Genomic DNA, 19,986 nt, shown 5'->3' with positions numbered 1-19,986 from the left:
CTGTTATGGCAGCAGTTTATTTTCAGTGAGGAACTCCTTTGCCACATCCTTGGGGGATTTTCCATCCACGATGACGGCTTTGTTCATTTCCTGCAGATTTTCTTTGGTCAGGAGCGCAAATACTTCCTCCACGATTTCTTTCACTTCCGGATACTTGTCGAGGACTTCTTTCCGGATGATGGCAGAGGGCTCATAGACCGGCGGAATGGACTTTGGATCTTCAATGATTCTAAGGGCCAGATCCACCAGGGATCCATCTGTAGCATAGGCAAGAGCCACATTGACACCATCTGTTCCACTGGCCAGTGCCTTCAGAGTCTCTGCGGTGTTTCCATGGGGAAGTAGAATCAGCTGGCTTGGCTGCAGCTTGAATCCATAGGCTTTTTCCAGTCCCAGAAGTCCCTGCTCTTTTTCAGCGAAGAGCTGAGAAGTGATAAGCTTCACTTCCCCACCTTCATTGACATATCTTGCAAAATCTTCCATGGTGGCAATCCCATTCTCTTCCGCAAAGTCTTCCTTCACCGCCAGAGCTTCTGTATTGTTTGCTTTGGCTGGAGCCATCCAGATGAGACTGTTCTCTTCTTCATCATAGGCTTGTATGGCTTCATAGCCCTTCACCGCATCCACCCAGACCGAAGGGTCAATGCCTTCTGAGTAGAACTGTCCGTTTCCTGTATAGTCGATGCCTAGATCGAGTTCTCCTTGCAGAAGCGCATTTCTGTGCACATCCGGTGTTCCGAACTGCACTTTGTCTTCTATGAGATATCCCTTGTTTTCCAGGGCCAGAAGCAGCATATTGCCAAGGATTCCTCCTTCTGTATCCACAAAGGAGCCCAAAGTGATGGCATCCTCCGGATTCTTCACCTCTTCTCCAGTTTCAGGAGATGCACAGGCGGAAAGTATACCAAGAGCCAGGGTCAGAGACAACAGCAGTCCTATTTTCTTTCTCATATCTATCTTCCTTTCGTTCTTTCATTGTAGCGTAATCTTATCATACTTCTTTGTACTTACTATTATATCTTCTCCTTTACGACCAAATGTAATATTCCGTGAAGAATAAGGGAACAATGCATGAACTTTTTACGATGAGATTTCAATGTGCATAAATAGAAGGATTCACCTTGTGCATAACCTGCTAAAAAAGAATAGTTATCCATAGAAAAGGGTTTTTTATCCACAATCTGTGGATAAGCTGTGACGGAATCTTCTGACAATGCTCTTTTGTACTCTGAATCAGTGTAAAGAAAAAGAGCAGATCCCCGATGGTTTTCCACAGGTCCTGCTCCTCGTTTGTTGATAATTATAATGCTCTTTCTAATTTATGAAATTTTACCAAAGGAAGCACATCTTTTACGGGCACCTTTCTGACCTCTTCTTTTTCTCTGAAGCTCTGAAGCTCCACGGACCCATTGTTGAGGTTTTTGACTCTCCTCAAAAGGTTCTTTCCCTGTACAGAGACCAGCATAAAACTGGTTCCTTGAATGTCCTTTGCTTCCACACCAAAAAGAAGATCTCCCTTCCTGATGCCATAGCCTTTCAGATCCTCACTTCCTGATTTCACAAGAAGCACCTTGTCCATGGGAAACCCTTCAATCTTCTTGCTTTCCACCACATATCCCTTATGGGAGATGGGGCTTTTCATGGATTCTTCAAACACTGGCACATTTTTGATGTTTTCGCCAAAGGCCTGGTTCCAAAGCTCATTCACCGGTGTTTTGGGTGCCACATAGACTTCTTTCTTGATGATTTCTTTGGTTCTTGCCACAGACTCCGTCTGAGCCGCTTCCTCCAGGGATCCAAGACCCATGGTGCTGATGTTCTTGTCGAACACCTTGCTGAAGCGTTTCAGAAGATCCTCGTTGACGACCTTTCTGCCTTGCTCCACTTCATTCACAAAGCTTTCAGAAACACCCAGCTTTTTTGCCACCTGTTTCAAGGTCATATTGGCATCCAGCCTGTTTTTCTTCAGCTCTTCGCCTACTCTTGCCATTTTATTTTCACCCCAGTTTTTCCTGATACTGCGCCCGGCGTTCTTTTTCAATCTGACGGTTCTCTTCCCGTTCTTCCAGGAGATGCTCAATCATATAGTCAAAACGCCAGCTGATGTTGGTTTTTGTGATGAGGGCCATGATGGACCCAAACACATACTCTTTTCTGATTTTCGTGATCAGCTCTTTTAAATGATCGTCCGCTTCAAAGCCGCAGAAGATCATGATTTTCACAACGCCTAAAGGCTCTCCCACATGAGGAACTTCTTTGTTTTCAATAAGCTCTCCCAGTGTGCCTCCAGCATTTCCCTGATGGATTTCATGAAGATGAAGCCCTTCTCCTCGAAGATGGGCCATCTCCGTTTCACTCAGTCCATAAACCAGTATTTTTTTATTCTCTGACATTGTACTCTCCTACAAGTTATTTAACACACACTTGAAAGATGCTACAGAACCTCTGGTGCTCCCAGGTCTTCTGCATGTTCTACTGTGACTTTTTCCATAATCTGGTCCACTCTTGGCATATCTCTGTAGTCTCTGTCCACTCTGGCAATTTCCAGGGCATTCTCAAGACCTTCAATGACTGCGCCAAATCCTGCGTACTGTCCGTCCAGATGTGGGGCATCTGCCACCATAAGGAAGAACTGGCTTCCTGCGGAATCATTGTGCTGGCTTCTTGCCATGGAAATAACACCTTTCGTATGCTTCAGATCGTTCTGGAAACCATTGGCCCGGAACTCCCCTTTGATTCTGTGCCCTGGTCCGCCAATGCCGATGCCTTCTGGGCATCCACCCTGGATCATAAAGCCTGGGATGACTCTGTGGAACTTCAGTCCGTCATAAAACCCCTTGTTCACCAGAGACACAAAGTTCTTTACGGTATTTGGCGCCAGATCTTTGTACAGCTCTATTTTAATTTCTTTTCCAGTTGCAAGCTTAATGGTTACGATTGGATTCATGTATAAAACACTCCTTTTTAATTACATTGCCCCTCTATTATACCAAGAGTTCCAAAGAAAAGAAAAATATTCTTCCCTATTGACGTGAACACCTGTTTGTATTATACTTTAAACAGAACAAAGGTTCGTAGTGTCATCATCACTATCCGGCAGGAACATCTTCCCATGGGACTGCCCAGCTGAAGAGAATGTCAATCGTTCTTTTCCCTTTTTATCATCTCATAACCCCATATGGGGGTTTTTTTTTGAGTAAAATAAAATTACAGCCTTGACATCCGGATCTAAAAGACTTAGAATCAATCATAAATCAAACAGCAAAGGCTTTGATGGGAAAGAGTAATAAAAGTATGGCACTTAAAGAGAGTTTCCGGTGTGGTGTGAGGAAATAGGTCAGCTTCTATGAATACGTCCCTGAGCCAGGCACCGAAATGCGTAAAGAGTAGGCTGCCTCGGAAGACTGCACCCGTTACCGTGCTAGGGTATGAATGTACCCGATAAGTTTTCTCATGGCAACATGAGAGATAAATTAAGGTGGTACCATGGAGCTTATGTCTTCATCCTTTCAGAGAGAATCTGAAGGGATGGAGATTTTTTATTTTTGGCCAAAATAAAGAAAAGCCAGCAGTACAGAAGTATGGAGAAAAAAAGAAGCACAGAAGCACAGGCAGTATGGAAGCATGGAAAAGAACAGAAGGTTACGGAGCACGGAGAAAAAAAGTTAGGAGAATGATCGTATGGAAAACTTGGAACAACTGGACTCGATTCTGGCACTCATTGAAAAAGGGGCAGAGGAAGTCATCGGCATGGAAGAACTGAAGGAAAAACTGAAGCATGGAAAAAAACTGAAGGTGAAACTGGGGCTGGACCCCAGTGCACCGGACATTCATCTGGGACATACGGTGGTTCTCCGTAAACTGAAAGCATTTCAGGATCTGGGTCATGAGGTGCATATCATCATTGGAGATTTTACAGGAAGAATCGGAGATCCCACGGGAAAATCAAAATCCCGGGTGGAGCTCTCCAAAGAAAAGGTGCTGGAAAACGCAAAAACCTACACGGATCAGATTTTTAAGATACTGGATCCAGATAAAACTGTGGTCCACTTCAACAGCACTTGGCTGGAGAAGATGGATCTTCAAGAAACCCTTCTCCTTATGAAAACCACCACCGTGGCAAGAATGATGGAGCGGGAGGATTTCAAAAAGCGGTTTGAATCGGGTTTCCCCATTGGCCTCAATGAGTTTGTCTATCCCCTTCTTCAAGGATACGACTCCCTCATGATAAAAGCGGATGTGGAGCTTGGGGGAACCGATCAGACCTTCAATCTTCTCATGGGAAGGACTCTGCAGAAATCCAGAGGCCAGTCTCCTCAGACGGTGCTCATGATGCCTCTTTTAGAAGGTCTGGATGGTGTGGAGAAGATGAGTAAAAGCCTCGGAAACTATGTGGGCATTGACGAGGAACCTAAAGTGATGTTTCAGAAAATCATGACGCTGCCGGACAGCCTCATCCTGAAATACTTCACCTTAGTGACAGATCTCACACCAGAAGAACTCTTGCATATAGAGAACACCCTAAAAGAGGAGAACCCCAAAAATGTGAAGCTTCAGCTTTCAAGACTTCTCACAGGACTCTATCATGGGGAAGAAGCTGCCAAGGAGGCGGAAGTCTATTTCACCACCGTGTTCACCAAGGAAGAGATTCCTGAGAATCTGCCGGAGCTTCTCTGGGAACCCTCCAGTATGCCTTTGGCAGTTCTACTGAGAGAAAGAGGCTATGTGGAGAGCCAGAATGCATTCAAAAGGCTGCTGGCGCAAAAGGGACTTGCTGTGAATGGAGAAAAAATCTCCAAAGAAGAGGAACTGCCAGCAGAAGGAAGCTTCACCCTTTCCATTGGAAAGCGGACCCATGTGAAAATCATACCTGCGTAAATTGTAAAAGAGCCTCTCTTTTGCTAGAATGAATCTAGTAAACAGTATGAAAACATGCTACTCAGGAGGCGCTTTTATGGCAAGTACAGCACCCATTGGCTTTTTCGATTCCGGTGTCGGCGGCATCAGTGTTCTAAAGAAAGCCATGGATATTTTACCCCAAGAAGATTTTGTCTATTTCGGGGATTCCTTGAATGCTCCCTATGGTGATAAAGATCTGGCTACCATCAAAAAGCTCTCTTTTCAGGTGGTGGAAAAACTCATGGAGTATTCCATCAAAGCCTTGGTCGTGGCCTGCAACACCGCCACCAGTGCTGCCATAGAAGATCTCAGACAGTCTTATCCAGATCTTCCTGTCATTGGTATTGAACCAGCCCTGAAGGTTGCGGTGGACCATACGGAAACAGGCAATATCCTCGTCCTGGCCACGAAAAGAACCCTGGAGGAAAAGAAGTTCAAAAATCTTCTGGACCGCTATAAAGAAAGCCGCAGCGTAGAGACACTTCCTCTGCCAGGCCTTGTGGAAATCATTGAAGAAGGTGGGGACTACCAGGAGAAAAGCTATCTTTTTCTGGAAGAAGCGCTGAAAAGCGTGGAAAAGGAAATGAGCGCTGTGGTCCTTGGCTGTACCCACTATCCCTTCATCAAGCCTTCTTTAAGAAGAATCTACGGAAAGGACGTCCTCATCGTGGATGGCAGTGAAGGCACCGCAAGGCATCTGAAGGAAGTGCTCCTAGAGAGGGATCTGCTCACAGATAAAGAGGAAAAAGGAACCCTCCTGGTGCTGAACTCCAGCCCTGAGGAAAAGTTTCAGGAGCTGTCCTTCAGGCTTCTTGAAGAGAGCAGTGACCAGTGAACTAGAAGGAAAGTAAAAGCCTAAGCATCAAACTGAAAGATGCTTAGGCTTTTTGTTTCGTTTATTCCAGAATGAAGAGGTTCAACGCTTCATCCTTTGTATACATGCCCAGTCTTTCCATCTCCTGAATGGCATAGTTGTCGATGGAACGCTTGGCTGTGTTCTTGATTTTTGTATCGATGAGCTTCACCTCATCCTTGTTCTTTTCTGTCACCTTCAGCTCATAGTCCCGTCCGCTGAGAAGTTTGTAGTGATAGTACAGAACATTATTTTCTCCTTCCTGCTTGGTGGAAGCGTGCACTTCCGTCACATCCAGGTACGTGGATTCTCTGTTGGCAAAGATGCTTCTGTCGATGAGCTTCGTCTCTGTGAAATCCACATAGCGGAAATAACTTGTAAAGCCAATGAAGGCGATGAGGATGCTGACAAGAATCGCAATGCCCTTCTGCTGCCCGGTGAGCTTTCCACGCTTATTAAACAGAGAAATGCTGGCGATGATCAGTAAGATCAGGGCTGCCGCAATCATGGCTGTGCCTACAGGAGGGATGAGCATTCCACCCTTGGGCACGAAAATAAGAGAATCCTCTGCACGGAACACGGATCTTCTGATGGTTTCAGAGAGCAGCACCAGAATCAGCACCAAGGCTGCCACCAGGGCATACATCTGACCTTTCTTCGGCTTCTTGAAGGCCATGGACTTTTCTTCTTTCTTCACCAGAACCTGATCCGGCTCCACCACATTCTTTTTCTTTTCTTCCTGAAGATCCTTGGCCAGTTTCTTATCTGCCTGAACTTCCTCTTCTTTCAAAGGAAGGGGCGCTTCAAACTTTTCCTGACCTAAGGTTACTTTTTCTTTTTCATCTTTGTTTTTTCCATTCGTCATAGGACACCTCCCGCTTCTATTATGGCAAGTTCTTGCCGATGGATGCTTTGTAGACAGAGAGCCACTCTTCTGAAGTAAACTTGATTTTCAGCGCATCCACAGCATTTTTGATGCGGTCCAGTTTCCCGGAGCCCACAATAGGAAGAATCTTCGCCGGATGGCTCAGAAGGAAGGCATAAGCTAAAGTATCCAGTCTCTCTTCGCCATACTTTTCACCAATGGAGAGCAGTGTGTTCTTCACATTTCTGATTCTCTCAGAGTCTCCTGTGAAAAGATCTCCCCCTGCCAGGGGCGACCAGGCCATGGGATAGAGTCCTCTTGTCATGAGGCTGTCCATGGTGCCATCTTCAAAGACCTGGAGATGAAGCGGTGAAATCTCCACCTGATTGGTCACCAGAGGATACGGCACATAGGAGCTGAGAAGCTCAAACTGAGACGGTTTAAAATTCGATACCCCAAAGTTTCTTACTTTTCCAGACTCATAGAGTTCTCTAAAAGCTTCTGCCACCTCAGCAGGATCCATAAACGGTGAAGGCCTGTGGATGAGTAGAAGATCCAGATGGTCTGTGCCCATATTCTTCAGGGATCTTTCCGCTGACTGGATGATGTGCTTTCTGGACTGGTCATAGTGATGGCTCTTATACTGGGGCCGGTTCTCACAAGGAAACACAATACCGCATTTGGTCACCAGGGTGAGTTTTTCCCGCAGGCTCTTGTCCAGCTTCAGTGCATCTCCAAAGGCTTCCTCGCAGGAAAATCCTCCATAGATGTCTGCCGTGTCAATGGTGCTCACACCAAGCTCCAGCACTTCCTTGGTAAAGGAAAGAAGCTCCTCCGGTGTCATCTTCCAGTCCATCAGCCGCCAGTGGCCGTGGATGACCCGGTCCATATTCATGGTATCTGAAATTCTTACTGAATCCATATGATCTCCTCCTGATTTTTCAGTCTTTTCTTCATTATATCCTGTTTTTTCCTGTTGTTACAAAGATTTTGAAAACTTCTTCCGGATCTCCCCTCATTTCCTCAGGCTCTCTTCACAGGAAAGTGATGCAAATAGAAAACTTTTCCTGAACCTTTCCTTCTCATATAGAAAAAGAACTGATGGCATAGTATGATTGAAATAAAGCAGAGTACACATAGAAAGGAAGTGCTGACCATGGATGAAAAAAAGAAACCCGACGAGCTGAAATATGATGAAGCCTCTTCTCATTTTGAAGCAGAGAACCTCAATAAATATGATGAGCTGGAGCTGAAAGAAAAGAACCTGGTCATCAGTGAGTTTGAAAAAGAGTATGTGGATCCCATCACAGAAGAAGTGAAAAACGCCAAAGATCTACCAGGGTATGATGAAGAAGAGATCAAAAAGCACAATCCCGATGAACTTCTGAAAAAAGAAACAGAGAGCTAAAATGGAAACCGGAGACCACGTGGTCTCCGGTTCTTTCTCTTATAAACTGGTGATTTCTTTAAAGAGCTCCATGGCCGCATCTCTAGGACCGCTCTTTTCTTTGCCGGGTACCCCCAGCTGTGTGTAGATTTCTCCCACTTTGATGTTGTAGGAGAAGAGCTTGTCAAAGTAGTAATCAAGAAGCTTGTCCGTTTCTTCCTGCTTCTGATAGGGCCCGAAGGGATTGGCGAAGTAGGACTCCACAAGACCATTCTCCTGGGTGGTGCCTTTGGCCATTCTCTTTCCAGAGCGGAAGACTTCTTTGGCCTCCTCCTGGTCCTTAAAGAATATAATGCCCGGCTCTCCAGCTTCCAGCACTTTATAGTTGTTTGCATACAGGAAGAGATCCACTTTGTATCCTTTGATGATTTCCTTATACGTAGCCACAGGCATTACAAGTCTGGCATTGGTTTTGTCCGGGTTCATGAAGATGGACCGGTCAATTTCCTTGAAGGCGTAGCCCTGATCCAGATCATCCAGTCTTACGAAGGCGCCGATTTCAGTGCCGTAGCCCACGATGGTGCCATCTTCATGGGCGAAAATACCCATATCGTCAAAGACAATGGTCATATCACTGATGTGGTCCTCAGAAAGGCTTCGGAGCGCTTCTAAGGATTCTGATTTTCCTGCTCCCGAATCTCCAAGGATCACCACATTGGCAGACTTTCCATTTTTCATGTTGATGTTCACCATGGCGCCATGGATGGGCAGATTGCCGCGCTTGATCATGAGAAGATTATGAAGGGTGAGACTCATTTTCTTCATATAGCCAAAGTAGTCAATTTCATCACTGTAGGGAACAAAACCTGTCATGATGCCATTTTTATGGTCGTCATAAAATACGTTGCCGATGGACTCGTCTGTGTTTTTTCCTCCAAACACATAGACAATATCTGGTATTCTGCCAACATATTCCTCTTCTCTTGCCATCTCGAAAAGATTGGACAAAGAGATGCCATGAGCCATGAGGTCTCTATGGAAATAGAGGAAGGCCACCAGTTTTCCGATCTTTGCAGGATAACAGAAGAAGTGGTCCTTATTGAGGTAGCAGTCCTCGATGGGGTTCACAAAAGTCTCTTTAAAGTACCCGCTTCTGGTATTCTTCTTCGGATAGGAGATGAAGGGGGAGTCCATGAGAATGGTGTTGATGAAGGGAATATCGCTGAGGATCTCATATCCCTTTGGAATGGGCCAGATGATCTCCTGCAGGATGACTCCTGCATTGACACCGGCTGGAACCTGTCTGTAGACATTGGGTTCAATGCCCAGCACATTCTTCTCCACCTTCCTGTAGAGCTCCAGAATAAGGTTTGTGAACTTGTTGTTGGCTTCAATGAAGCTGGTTTCCGCAAGTCCTTCTGTATTTTTTCTGTTCTGGATGATGGAGTAGCGCTCCAGTCTTCTCCAGAATCCGTAAAAGTCCTCTATGAAGGCAACAAACCAGTCCGGATCTTCCAGAAGAGGGCTGTAATCTGCCCGAAGTTTTTTCACTTCCTCTGCTCTAAAAATAGTAAGAAGCTTCATCACTTGAACCAGTCGCTCGGTGAGGTCTCTGATGGAGGTTTCCTCATAGAGAGACATGAGCTGCTTGTAATTTTTGGTATTTCTCCTGGCGATGGATTCCAGATAAGTCTCCGTCACCCTTCTGAAGGAATCTGATTCCAAGATTTTTTCGATGGTATCACAGTACTTGGCTGAAAAGTTGATCATTGCTTTGCCGCTGCTGAGTGAAAATTCTTTTTTCATGGGAGATGCTCCTTTTCTTCTGTATCGTCGGACATGGTAATTTATCCTATGTTACATAGTATACAACAGATTTTTTGATTTTACCTCATAAACAGATGTATTTATCAAAAATTTCACGTTCATTTTTATCTTGTTTTAATTTATTCTTCGTATGATAAGTGCAACAGAAAAGAGAGGTGATCTTATATGAACCAGAAAAAGCCCCTGACCAAATCTTCCCAGAACCGTTGGCTCTTCGGAGTTCTTGGCGGGTTTGCCGAGTACTTCAATATGGATGCCACCCTATTGAGAGTCGGATTTCTTCTGTTTTCCCTTCTCCCTGGGCCATCCATCATTCTCTATATCATCTGCGCCGTCATCATGCCAAAGGATGATACTCCATATGCCTGATATTTCATGGCATTTTAATCTTTCATCCTGTTAAAAAACCTTCTTCCCACAAGGGGAGGAAGGTTTTTCTGTTTCTTCATTTCACGAACATTACACTTTGCTGTTCATCTCCCGGACCCGTCTGATCCTCTCCTCTTCCTCCAGGATTTTTCCATCATCGTCCACCGTCACATGATATCCTTCATGGATTTCTGTCCTGAAGTTTCCTTTGGCCACACTGAACCCTTTCAGCCCTGGTGCATCCAAAAGCCCTTCTCTGATGGCCAGATAAATCACTTCGGGATCCACAAGGGGATCTTCTACATCTTTCAGCTTGCTGATTTCTCCCAGAAGATACCGTACTTCTTTTTTCAAAAATTCCAGTCTCTCTTTAAACCGTCTGTCTTCATGGATATTCTCCAGAAGCCCTTTGTCGGCGATTTCCATGGATTTTTTTACCATACGGACGCTTTCCAGGATTTCCACGCTGGTGGCCCTTTTCACCGCTTCGGAGTAAGACACCACATGGACAATATCCGGTTTCAGGAAGGTGCCATAGAACATGGTGGAGGATATGAGGCCCTTGGCCTGGTCCATATCCGCAGGATAGGCAAGAAGTCCGGTTCTCACCATACGGTAGATTGTAAAGTTCTCGTCCTCTTCCTCACCCATGAGATCGATCTTCGCCTGCATCTTTGCCAGGTCCATGAGAGGCGAAATGGAAGGTGGATTTGCCAGCATGTACTGCATCACCATCTCCTTCACACCCAGGTGCTTCGCCACTTTGGCGGTGATGACGCTGATGGCCACTTCAATGACATCAGAGCAGTATCTTAAGGCCCACTGATGGGATTCATTCATTTCCACTGGGACCCCCAGCTCAGCATTATAAGCAATGGCCTCCATGTTTTCACGGATGGCCCGAAGAAGCTCTCTGTCAGAGCGCCTGTCCAGCTGACTGTACCAGGTGAGTGGAATGGCCGCCCAGGCATTGTTCAGCGTATCCTTCAGAATTTTCGAGAAAGGATAAAGATCTCTGGTGCCCGAGTAGCAGCGCATCATGGGATAGTTTCCACGTCTGGTGGCTTCATACATCCATCTTAAATGCTCCTCATTTCTGATGGGTACCCCTCCTGCACCGTCTTCTCCTTTTGGCATCAGCTCCTGCTGGAAATAATGCTCCTGAGCATTCTGGTCCGGCGCTAAAGAGATCACATCCAGAAGCCTGCTTTCTGCAAGGATCTTGATGTGCTCGTAGGTATCTTCTAAGGTTTCCAGTCCGATGTGGTGACGGATGATGGGAAAAGGCTTTTTCCAGGCGATACGCTCTCCCAGGGTTTGAGGTGGGATCTCTTCTTCTGACTGCTCCTTCTCCATATTCCGAAGATAGATGACGCTTTCTGAAATGTCCTCACTGCCGTCAAAGACTTTCCGGATGTAGGAGAATTTTCTCGCGGCTTTGGCCGTCTCCACGGTGCCTCCGAAAATAAAAATGATTTCCTCAAAGCCCTGCTCACCAATGATCCCTTCCAGTTCTTTCAAAAGATAATAAGCGCCCTCTTCCGAAAGACGGTAGCTTAGTGCCACCACGTGGGGTTTGAACTCGATGATTCCACCAACCAGTTCCTTGATGGGCACTGCTGAACCCATATATTCCACCTGATAGCCCTCTTTTCTTGCCAGCACACTGAAATTATAGATGCCTGCCGCATGGACACAATTGCCGATGGAGGCCACAATCATCTTGTTCTTCAAATATCATCCTCTCCTTTTTTATTCTCTTCTTCGATGTCCTCCACTCTGACACCTCTCATGAGGTCCTTATAGTCAAAATGGAGTTTTTCTGCAGTTCTACCGGTTTCTCTGAAATTCTCTCCCAGCAGCGCATTGGCCAAATCGATGACAAGTCCTGTATAGCGCATGGAAAGTCCCAGATCTTTCCCCATACTCTCCAGAGGAACCAGCCCAAAGGGGATGTCCTCGTAGATATAGCGGTAATTGAGATTTGCAGGCGCAAAGATCTCACCATAGGAAGGATTGTTCTGGATGCACTCATAAAGACTTGTGCATTCCAGACCATAGGAATGAGCCAGCCACTCTTTGGCCGAAATCACAGGATGCTTCAGAAGCTTTGCCACTTCCTGACGCTCCTTGTCGATGTTTTCAATAAAATCAGCCACGGTTCTGGAAATGCCTTCCCGATAATAGCGGAACTTATGTCCAGACTCTACCCAGCCCGTATTAAGGAGCATGGGCGCACAGTGAAAGATCATGCCCACATTTCCAATGGAGGTCTCTACCATACTTTCTGCTGGAACATAGAACCTATTGAGTTCATCTGGAAGCCTTGTCAAAATTTCAGGAAGATCGATGCCGGCAAAGGTGGATATGAGGACATCTTTCTTCAGCGCTATGATGTTTACCTTTCTCGGGGTGACTTTTCTGCAGGTGTAGATGATGGTCTGGGTTTCCAGGATATCCACCTGATGAAAATTACCGTGCTTCAGAAGCTCATCTTTAAAATCTACAGCTCCAAAGGTTCTGCCTGGATTCAGCACCACGATATGCCCATCCGTCAGATGCGGCGCCATGAGCCTTGCCAGGTCATGGTGAGATGTGGCGGGTGTCGTGACAAAAACCGCTTTGGCCTCCCGAATCACGTCCCCCATATCCGTTGTGACCATCTCCAGAGGAAAAGTACCAACCAAAGCGCCTGTAGCTTCCACTGTTTTTTCTTCCACCAGTTCTTCTATATGCTCACCGCTGCGGTTCCATAAATAGACTTTATTTCCTGTAAAACTCATATGGGCTGCCATGGCAAGGCCTGAGTTGCCAGATCCGATGATTGCCACTTTCATCTTTTTTCCCTCCCTTATTCTGACCGTGTTTTTGTCATTATTGAGCTTTTGTTCATATTTTGTTGACATTTTATCTATAGTTAATGGTTTTCACTTCAAAAGTGTTTGTACTTCATTATACTTTATGAGGACTTCACTAAACCTTAAATTTTCGTGAGTTTACATATTTTTAGCTTTTGTACCGATTTTTTCACATAGTAAAACCCTCCACCTGGAAGAAGCCTGAGCTGCCTTTGATGGAGGGAATCTATTTAGAAAGGGTCTATTTCAGTTTATGGTCTCCAATGAGACGGTTCAGATAGGAAATCATGATTTCCGCTGTGGTGATGTTGGTGGCAAAGGGAATCTTATGCACATCACAAAGACGGAGCAGAGCCTGCACATCCGGTTCATGGGGCTGGGCGGTCAATGGGTCTCTCAGGAAGATGACAAAATGAATCTGTCCCGCTGCAATGAGGGCTCCAATCTGCTGGTCTCCGCCAATGGGACCGGACTGCAGCCTGTTTACAGGAAGTCCTGTTTCATCAATGAGTCTTTTTCCGGTGGTTCCTGTGGCATATAACGTAAACTTGCTGAGAATCTCCCGGTGCTTCTGGGCAAAAAGCACCATATCGTCTTTCATGTTGTCATGGGCTATGAGGGCTCCATTCATCTTTCTTCTCTCCTTTAAACTGCAAATGTCTTCATCACTCTGATTATAGCACAGAGAAGACCGTTCTTTTCAGGGAAAAACTGTTCTGGTCCCTCAGAAGATTTACAATATTTTCATCTATCTCTTTTCTATTTGGGTATAATGGAAGTATCGAAGAAAAAGCAGTAAGGAGGCTATTTTATGTCAAATATTCCAATATGGAAACTGAATAACGGGATTGACATCCCCAGCGTTGGCTTTGGTGTTTTTAAAGTAAAAGAAGGGGACGAAGTCTACACTTCTGTACTTGAAGCATTAAAAGCAGGCTATCGGCTCATCGACACCGCGGCCATCTACGGCAATGAGGAAGGTGTCGGAAGAGCTTTAAAAGACAGCGGTATTCCAAGAGAAGAGATTTTCCTCACCACAAAGCTCTGGAACTCCGACCAGGGGTATGAAAGCGCATTTAGAGCCTTTGAAGTGAGCCTGGAGAAACTTGGCACAGACTACGTGGATCTTTATCTTGTACACTGGCCAGGAAAAGACAAATATGTGGAGTCCTATAAAGCCCTGGAGAAGCTTCTTCAGGAGAAAAAGGTCCGAGCCATCGGTGTCTGCAACTTCCACATCCATCATCTGGAGAAGCTGATGGCAGAAACCAAGATCATTCCTGCCATGAACCAGATTGAGCTGCATCCTCTCATGAACCAGAAGGCCATCAGAGACTACTGCAGAGACAGAGGCATTCAGGTGGAAGCCTGGGGACCTCTTATGCAGGGTAAAGAAGATCTGGCAGCCCCTGTACTTGTGGCTCTTTCTGAAAAATACGGAAAGTCCCCAGCTCAGATCATCTTGAGATGGCATTTCCAGAATGGAGTTCTGGCCATTCCAAAATCCGTCACTCCATCCAGAATCAAGGAAAACATCAGCATCTTTGATTTTGAGCTGTCACAGGAAGATATGGCGCAGATCGACGGCATGAATGAGAACAAGAGACTCAGTGCAGATCCCGACACCATGATGAACGGCTTTGAATAGCCTTTTAAAACACTGATACCGTAAGAATTGAAGAAGGTGCATCCCAAACATTAGGGATGCACCTTCTTTTGCGGTACGGAATCTTTTTTAAAATTAGGAAGCAAAGGTCTCCATATAGAACTTCTTGATTTCTTCCTTCAGCTGGTTCTTGGCTTCCACATAGGCCTCTTCCCCCTGATCCTTCAGGTTTGTGATAAAGTCCCATTCGACGACCTTGTCTGCAAACACCAGAGGGCATCCGCCTTCATCGCAGCCCACGATGAGCGCATAATCCAGATCAAAGTCCATATCAAACAGTGTTTTCAGCGTCAGGTTCTCTGTGGAGATGCCGTCTTCAGAAAGCACCTTGGTGACCATAGGGTCTAAGGTTTCCCCTTCCAGGCTTCCCACTGCAGAAATCTCTGCGTCTTTGAAGAATTCTCTTCCGATGGCTGCTGCCATCTGTGCGCGTGCACTGCTTCCATTACAAACAAATGCCATTTTCATTGTCCATTCTCTCCTTCTCTGTTTCCTTTTCTTCTTTCTCTGATTTTATCATAGAAAGAGTTCCATCTCCACTATTCTAGAAGTCACTTGGATCGTCAAACATCATGGCGTCATCATCGTAATAGTCCAGGTAGGAATGCTTTTCCCCTTTTTTGTCTCTCCAGCCCACCACGGAGTCCATCTGGATGTTCTCCTGGGATCTGAAGATGCACTTGTCCACATCTTTGTTCTGGGCTTTGAGATTCTTGATGAGTTCGCGGATCTCGTAGCGCTTGTTGCCGATCTTCTTCGCAGCCACCATGCAGGCACAGTTGAGAGGCCAGATACCGGCACTCTGAATCCAGTTTTTGATGTTGTCCTCTTCAATGAGATACATGGGACGGATGATCTCCATATTTTCAAAGTTCTGCGCCTTCAACTTCGGCAGCATGGACTTGAAGGTTCCACCATAGATGACGTTCAGCATCACGGTCTCGATGACATCATTGAAATGATGGCCAAGGGCCAGCTTGTTGCAGCCAAGGCTCTGGGCATACTCATAAAGGGATCCTCTTCTCATTCGGGCACACATGTAGCAGGGATAATCCTGTGCAATCTTGTCTATGACATTGAAAATACCGGACTCATAGATCTTCACGGGAATCTCCAGGAATTTGCAGTTTTCCTCCAGAAGTTTTCGGATCTCCTTGTGGTACCCTGGGTCCATGGCGATGAACTCCACTTCAAAGTCCACCTTCTTGTGCTTTTTCAGTTCCTGAAAAAGCTTCGCTAAAATGAGGCTGTCCTTTCCACCAGAGATGGCCACGGCCACCTTGTCTCCCTCTTCCACGAGATTGTAGTCATTGATGGCTTTGATGAACTTCCCCCACACATTTTTCTTATAGGTGGTGGTGAGGCTTCTCTCAATCTCCTGCAGCGTCTTCCGCTCGCTGAAAGGAACGAGAATCTCACAACCTTCTCCTGCTATACTCATATCTATCTACACCTCTTATTAAAATCATTCATTGGAATACAGTGTTAAATTATAGCACAAAATCTTCCCCTGCAATAGTTTATTTTATAAAAAACCATGTGGCTCAAGGGGTAAAGGTCTTCACCCCCGGTGAAAAATGTCCTTTTTCGTTAAAAATATATTAAAACCCGCTCAAGTCACAAAAACAGGACTATAATGATATCAATAGTAAAAGATGGAGGAAAAAAATATGATTATCACAACAACCAATGCTGTCGATGGAAAGAGAATCATTGCTTATAAAGGAATTGTCTTTGGCGAAGTCATCTCCGGTGTCAATTTCATCAAGGATTTCACCGCTGGTCTTTCCGACCTCTTTGGCGGAAGAAGCAAAACCTATGAAAGCGAGCTCATCGATGCCAGAATCAATGCGTTAAGAGAACTGGAAGAAAGAGCCTACAGCCTGGGCGCCAATGCCGTGGTAGGTGTGAAGATCGATTATGAGACCTTGGGTCAGTCCAACGGAATGCTCATGGTCACCGCTTCAGGCACCGCTGTGGTTGTAGAATAACTAAGAAGCTGAATCCCTGCAAAGAGAAAGAAGGAGTTTGTCCATGACCATGGAGACTCCTTCTTTTTTGCTTTTCAAGATGCTAATATCCTAAATGAAGATCCACTACATTCTGAAGCTTCTCTCCTTGTCTAAAACGCTTGATATTTTCTGCCATGAGCTCTACAGCCCGTCTGTTTGTCCCATCGCTGAAGCCTCCAAGATGGGGGGTGAGGAGCACATTCTCAAGATCCCACAGTGGACTCTCTTCCGGCAGCGGCTCTTTGTGGAATACATCAAGACCTGCTCCACGGATTCTGCCTTCTGCCAGCGCCCTGATGAGAGCTTCCTCCTCCACCAGTGGACCTCTTCCTAGGTTTATGAGCACTGCTTCTTTCTTCATTCTCTGGAATGCCTCTTCTCCCACCATACCTCTGGTGTCTTTGGTGAGGGGTGCCAGGATGACAATATAATCTGCCGTTTCCATGGCCGAAAGCATGTGCTCTAAAGGCAGCACCTGGTCAAAATCCTGCAGCTCCTCTGGCGTTCTTTTCAGTCCCACCACAGTCATATCAAAGGCTTTGGCTTTCTTCGCCAGAAGCTGTCCGATGCTTCCTGCCCCTACAATGAGAAGTTCTTTTCCCCGAAGCTCTGTGAGCCGGTACTCATGAGACCAGCGCCTTTCTTTCTGATGCCTTATGGCGGGCAGAAAGTCCCTGGAAAACGCCAGGATCATGCCCATGATGTGGTCTGTCATCTGTGGGGCGTGAACCCCACGGGTATTGGTTAAGACGATTTCATTCTCCTTCAGATAAGAAAGAGGATGGGTGTTGACCCCAGCGGAAAAGGACTGCACCCATTTGAGGTTTTTCATGGGCATCAGATCTTCCGCTTTATACCTGAAAGGAGGAATCACGGCTTCCACCTTCTCATAAAAACTTTCCGCGTCTGACATCTTTTCAAGGTCTACAATCTCTTCAGAAGAGAGTTCCCTGAGAAGATCCGCTTCTTCTTGGGACAGGACCGATCTTGGCATACAGTTGATGATCATCTTCATTTCCCTCCAGAACTTTTCTACTATTTTAACATAGTTTCTCTGACTTTCCTCAAAACTTTCCCCTAGTTATTCCATTCTTCATATACCCGCAAAAAAAGTTCACAGTTTTTCCATAAAGTAGCCTATAATAGTAATAATTCATAGATTACCGGAGGATACTTTACAATGCAGAGTAAAAAATCGGGCTATCTGGCAGCGGTCAGCATGTCCCTCATCGTTGGTTTTTCTTTTTACTTCAGTAAGATTGCCCTTTCCTTTGCTTCCCCTTTGGAGGTCCTGGCCCACAGGTTCACCGCAGCGGCAGCTTTTTCTGCGGTGCTTCTTCTTTTGAAGGTGCTGCCCTTAAAAATCACCCGGGAGGACTTCCTGAAGTTTCTTCCCTTTTCCATTTTCTATCCCATTCTATTTTTCCTATTGCAGATCATTGGACTCACCAGTGTGCAGAGTTCCCTGGCCTCCATCATCCAGGCAACCACACCGCTCTTCACCATGGTCCTGGCTGCCCTGCTCTTAAAAGAGAAGGTGGACCAGAAGAAAATCTTTTTTCTTCTCCTCTCCCTCTCAGGGATCCTCTACATTTCCTTTCATAAGGGCATCAGCTTCGAAGCCTCCAGTGTACTGGGATATGCCTTTCTTCTCTTCTCCAGTTTTTCTTCTGCTGCGAATTTCATTCTTGTGAGAAAATATGCAAGAAGCCTTGGATATCTGAAGATCACGGTCATGGCCGTCTTTGCCGGTTTCATCTTTTTCAATGGTGCTCTGTTTATCCGAATGGGACTGGGACCCTCTTTGGGCTCCTACAAGATGGCTTTGGGCACCTATCGCTACCTTTTTCCCATTCTCTTTCTTGGGATTCCCTCCACGCTCTTTTCCTCCATGCTGACAAACTTCTCCCTCACAAAGCTGGAGGCTTCCACCATGAGCGTCTTCCATCATCTGGGCACCTTCGTGTCCATTTTTGCCGGAGTAGTACTCTTAAATGAGACGCTGTTTTTCTATGAGATCATCGGCAGCCTTCTGATTCTTCTTGGGGTCCTCGGCATTACCTTATCCGGCAGAAAGTAGCACTGTCTGCTTGGTTTTCTTTCTCCTATATCCTTCAATTCTTCTCCATCAACTACTATAAAAGGAGCATCATACTATGAGAGAAATTATACGAACCGATATTCATGAAGACTGGGCCCATGCCGGCATTGTGGAAGCAGGGGATTTCGCTTTCATCGGCTACTGCGTGGGGAACATCGGGCAGCCCATTGAAGCCCAGATACAGGGAGCCTTCGATCACCTTGAAAGCCGCTTGAAGACCATTGGTCTCACATTGGAATCCGTGGTGAAAATAGACTGTCTTTTCCGGGATGTCTGGAACATCCCTGTCATGGAAAGAATCATCAAAGAAAGGTTCCACGGTAAATACCCTGCACGAAAGTCCATTCAGACAGAGTTTGCCCATCGGGGCGGCGAAGAAGGTCTTCTATTCCAGCTGGATGACGTGGCTTTCAAAGGGTGACATCCCATAAAGAATCAGCACAAAAAAAGAGTAGAGCACTGCATTCTGGATGCGTCTTCCAGAGTGCAGTCTCTACTCTTGCTTTTTTAGTTAAAACTGATCCGCGATGGTCTGCAGGATCACATAGGAGGACATGGCGCCAGGATCTTCATGACCGATGGAACGTTCTCCCAGATAGGAAGCTCTTCCTTTGGTCGCAATGATGGTCTTGGTGTATTCCACGCCTTTCCCCGCTGCTTCTACTGCCGCATCGAGTGCTTCTCTTGTGGAGGAACCGTTTGAAATGGCTGCCTTCAAAGCTTCCAGCGCTGGCTCCAGAGCATCCACCATGGTTTTCTCTCCCACAGTCGCTTTGCCTCTGGCCTTTACGCCATCAAGACCTGCTTCCAGCATCGCCTGAAAATCTTCCAGAGTGATGTCTTCCTTGCCGGCAACGGCTTTGCCCGCATTCATAAATGCAGTTCCATAAAGAGGACCTGCAGCACCGCCCACCTTGGAGATCAGGGCCATGCCCACTGCCTTCATCACATCTGATGGTGTAGCCATCTCAGAAGCTTCCAGCTTCTCCTTTGCCGCACCAAATCCCTTCGCCATATTGAGGCCATGGTCTCCATCGCCGATGGCGGCATCCAGCTGTGTCAGAAACAGTTTCTTTTCTTCAATCACCTGACCTACGGCCAGGATGACTTCCTTTACCTTTTGTGCATTTGCCATAATACGTGTCCTCC

General features: G+C 46.1%; 22 protein-coding genes and 1 other annotated feature. Of the genes, 8 read left to right on the top strand and 14 right to left on the bottom strand.

Annotated features, from left to right (window positions below):
* Positions 1-3 precede the first annotated feature (3 nt).
* The 4 genes from BM243_RS06640 to BM243_RS06620 all read right to left on the bottom strand — a co-directional run bounded on the left by BM243_RS06640 (position 4) and on the right by BM243_RS06620 (position 2,947).
* Entirely contained in the window at positions 4-951 is a 948-nt protein-coding gene (locus tag BM243_RS06640; protein ID WP_074911617.1) for a glycine betaine ABC transporter substrate-binding protein, read from the bottom strand.
* 349 nt (positions 952-1,300) lie between these two features.
* Positions 1,301-1,990: a helix-turn-helix domain-containing protein gene (locus tag BM243_RS06630; protein WP_074911615.1), complete on the bottom strand. Its 690-nt coding sequence runs from the start codon at positions 1,988-1,990 to the stop codon at positions 1,301-1,303.
* A gap of 7 nt (positions 1,991-1,997) precedes the next feature.
* A complete protein-coding gene (locus BM243_RS06625) occupies positions 1,998-2,393 on the bottom strand; it encodes a DUF3783 domain-containing protein (RefSeq protein WP_074911614.1) in 396 nt (131 codons plus the stop codon).
* A 41-nt stretch (positions 2,394-2,434) separates the two neighbouring features.
* Positions 2,435-2,947, bottom strand: coding sequence for a peptidylprolyl isomerase (locus tag BM243_RS06620; protein WP_031575117.1), 513 nt, complete (start codon positions 2,945-2,947; stop codon positions 2,435-2,437).
* A 314-nt stretch (positions 2,948-3,261) separates the two neighbouring features.
* Positions 3,262-3,512, top strand: a binding site (T-box leader).
* Positions 3,513-3,681: 169 nt separating this feature from the next.
* Between BM243_RS06620 and tyrS the strand changes: the two genes are divergently transcribed.
* Both tyrS and murI read left to right on the top strand, forming a co-directional pair.
* Entirely contained in the window at positions 3,682-4,878 is a 1,197-nt protein-coding gene (gene tyrS / locus BM243_RS06615) for a tyrosine--tRNA ligase (protein WP_074911613.1), read from the top strand.
* 76 nt (positions 4,879-4,954) lie between these two features.
* Complete coding sequence (murI, locus tag BM243_RS06610) at positions 4,955-5,734, top strand: glutamate racemase (RefSeq protein WP_074911612.1); 780 nt, start codon at positions 4,955-4,957, stop codon at positions 5,732-5,734.
* Between the two features lie 61 nt (positions 5,735-5,795).
* On the opposite strand, the gene BM243_RS06605 is transcribed toward murI, so the two are convergent.
* Both BM243_RS06605 and BM243_RS06600 read right to left on the bottom strand, forming a co-directional pair.
* Complete coding sequence (locus BM243_RS06605) at positions 5,796-6,617, bottom strand: hypothetical protein (protein WP_074911611.1); 822 nt, start codon at positions 6,615-6,617, stop codon at positions 5,796-5,798.
* 19 nt (positions 6,618-6,636) lie between these two features.
* Positions 6,637-7,539: an aldo/keto reductase gene (locus BM243_RS06600; RefSeq protein WP_074911610.1), complete on the bottom strand. Its 903-nt coding sequence runs from the start codon at positions 7,537-7,539 to the stop codon at positions 6,637-6,639.
* A gap of 189 nt (positions 7,540-7,728) precedes the next feature.
* On the opposite strand from BM243_RS06600, the gene BM243_RS06595 reads away from it, so the two are divergent.
* Positions 7,729-8,025 carry a hypothetical protein gene (locus BM243_RS06595; RefSeq protein ID WP_074911609.1) on the top strand — a complete coding sequence of 99 codons (297 nt, stop codon included), beginning with the start codon at positions 7,729-7,731 and terminating at the stop codon, positions 8,023-8,025.
* A gap of 39 nt (positions 8,026-8,064) precedes the next feature.
* On the opposite strand, the gene BM243_RS06590 is transcribed toward BM243_RS06595, so the two are convergent.
* Positions 8,065-9,810: a phosphoenolpyruvate carboxykinase (ATP) gene (locus BM243_RS06590; protein WP_074911608.1), complete on the bottom strand. Its 1,746-nt coding sequence runs from the start codon at positions 9,808-9,810 to the stop codon at positions 8,065-8,067.
* Between the two features lie 186 nt (positions 9,811-9,996).
* Between BM243_RS06590 and BM243_RS06585 the strand changes: the two genes are divergently transcribed.
* Positions 9,997-10,200, top strand: coding sequence for a PspC domain-containing protein (locus BM243_RS06585; RefSeq protein WP_074911607.1), 204 nt, complete (start codon positions 9,997-9,999; stop codon positions 10,198-10,200).
* Between the two features lie 90 nt (positions 10,201-10,290).
* On the opposite strand, the gene BM243_RS06580 is transcribed toward BM243_RS06585, so the two are convergent.
* The 3 genes from BM243_RS06580 to mgsA form a co-directional block, all read right to left on the bottom strand.
* Complete coding sequence (locus BM243_RS06580) at positions 10,291-11,934, bottom strand: cobalamin-dependent protein (RefSeq protein ID WP_207646171.1); 1,644 nt, start codon at positions 11,932-11,934, stop codon at positions 10,291-10,293.
* The gene (locus BM243_RS06575; protein ID WP_177213474.1) at positions 11,931-13,037 is read right to left on the bottom strand and encodes an NAD/NADP-dependent octopine/nopaline dehydrogenase family protein; all 1,107 of its coding nucleotides are present in this window, start codon (positions 13,035-13,037) and stop codon (positions 11,931-11,933) included. Before BM243_RS06575 ends, BM243_RS06580 begins: the two co-directional genes overlap by 4 nt.
* Positions 13,038-13,299: 262 nt before the next feature.
* Positions 13,300-13,689 carry a methylglyoxal synthase gene (gene mgsA, locus BM243_RS06570; protein WP_074911605.1) on the bottom strand — a complete coding sequence of 130 codons (390 nt, stop codon included), beginning with the start codon at positions 13,687-13,689 and terminating at the stop codon, positions 13,300-13,302.
* Between the two features lie 180 nt (positions 13,690-13,869).
* Between mgsA and BM243_RS06565 the strand changes: the two genes are divergently transcribed.
* Positions 13,870-14,706, top strand: coding sequence for an aldo/keto reductase (locus tag BM243_RS06565; RefSeq protein WP_074911604.1), 837 nt, complete (start codon positions 13,870-13,872; stop codon positions 14,704-14,706).
* 93 nt (positions 14,707-14,799) lie between these two features.
* On the opposite strand, the gene BM243_RS06560 is transcribed toward BM243_RS06565, so the two are convergent.
* Complete coding sequence (locus BM243_RS06560; RefSeq protein ID WP_074911603.1) at positions 14,800-15,192, bottom strand: arsenate reductase/protein-tyrosine-phosphatase family protein; 393 nt, start codon at positions 15,190-15,192, stop codon at positions 14,800-14,802.
* Between the two features lie 76 nt (positions 15,193-15,268).
* The gene (locus BM243_RS06555; protein WP_074911602.1) at positions 15,269-16,165 is read right to left on the bottom strand and encodes a tRNA 2-thiocytidine biosynthesis TtcA family protein; all 897 of its coding nucleotides are present in this window, start codon (positions 16,163-16,165) and stop codon (positions 15,269-15,271) included.
* A gap of 229 nt (positions 16,166-16,394) precedes the next feature.
* Here BM243_RS06555 and BM243_RS06550 point away from each other — a divergent pair, with 229 nt between their 5' ends.
* Positions 16,395-16,715, top strand: coding sequence for a putative heavy metal-binding protein (locus tag BM243_RS06550; RefSeq protein ID WP_031575158.1), 321 nt, complete (start codon positions 16,395-16,397; stop codon positions 16,713-16,715).
* 82 nt (positions 16,716-16,797) lie between these two features.
* Here the strand turns inward: BM243_RS06550 and BM243_RS06545 are convergent, their stop codons facing one another.
* Positions 16,798-17,745 carry a D-2-hydroxyacid dehydrogenase gene (locus BM243_RS06545; RefSeq protein ID WP_177213473.1) on the bottom strand — a complete coding sequence of 316 codons (948 nt, stop codon included), beginning with the start codon at positions 17,743-17,745 and terminating at the stop codon, positions 16,798-16,800.
* A gap of 171 nt (positions 17,746-17,916) precedes the next feature.
* Between BM243_RS06545 and BM243_RS06540 the strand changes: the two genes are divergently transcribed.
* Together BM243_RS06540 and BM243_RS06535 are read left to right on the top strand one after the other, a co-directional pair.
* Complete coding sequence (locus tag BM243_RS06540) at positions 17,917-18,816, top strand: DMT family transporter (RefSeq protein WP_074911601.1); 900 nt, start codon at positions 17,917-17,919, stop codon at positions 18,814-18,816.
* Between the two features lie 76 nt (positions 18,817-18,892).
* Positions 18,893-19,258, top strand: a complete 366-nt coding sequence (locus BM243_RS06535) for a RidA family protein (protein WP_074911600.1) — start codon at positions 18,893-18,895, stop codon at positions 19,256-19,258.
* A 90-nt stretch (positions 19,259-19,348) separates the two neighbouring features.
* Here the strand turns inward: BM243_RS06535 and dhaL are convergent, their stop codons facing one another.
* Positions 19,349-19,972, bottom strand: coding sequence for a dihydroxyacetone kinase subunit DhaL (gene dhaL / locus BM243_RS06530; protein WP_074911599.1), 624 nt, complete (start codon positions 19,970-19,972; stop codon positions 19,349-19,351).
* Positions 19,973-19,986 lie beyond the last annotated feature (14 nt).

The sequence above is a fragment of the Proteiniclasticum ruminis genome, from assembly GCF_900115135.1.
GTDB classification, from domain to species: Bacteria; Bacillota; Clostridia; order Clostridiales; family Clostridiaceae; genus Proteiniclasticum; species Proteiniclasticum ruminis_A.
The sequence above is the reverse complement of the archived record's forward strand: the minus strand, read 5'-3'. Positions and strand labels throughout refer to the sequence as shown.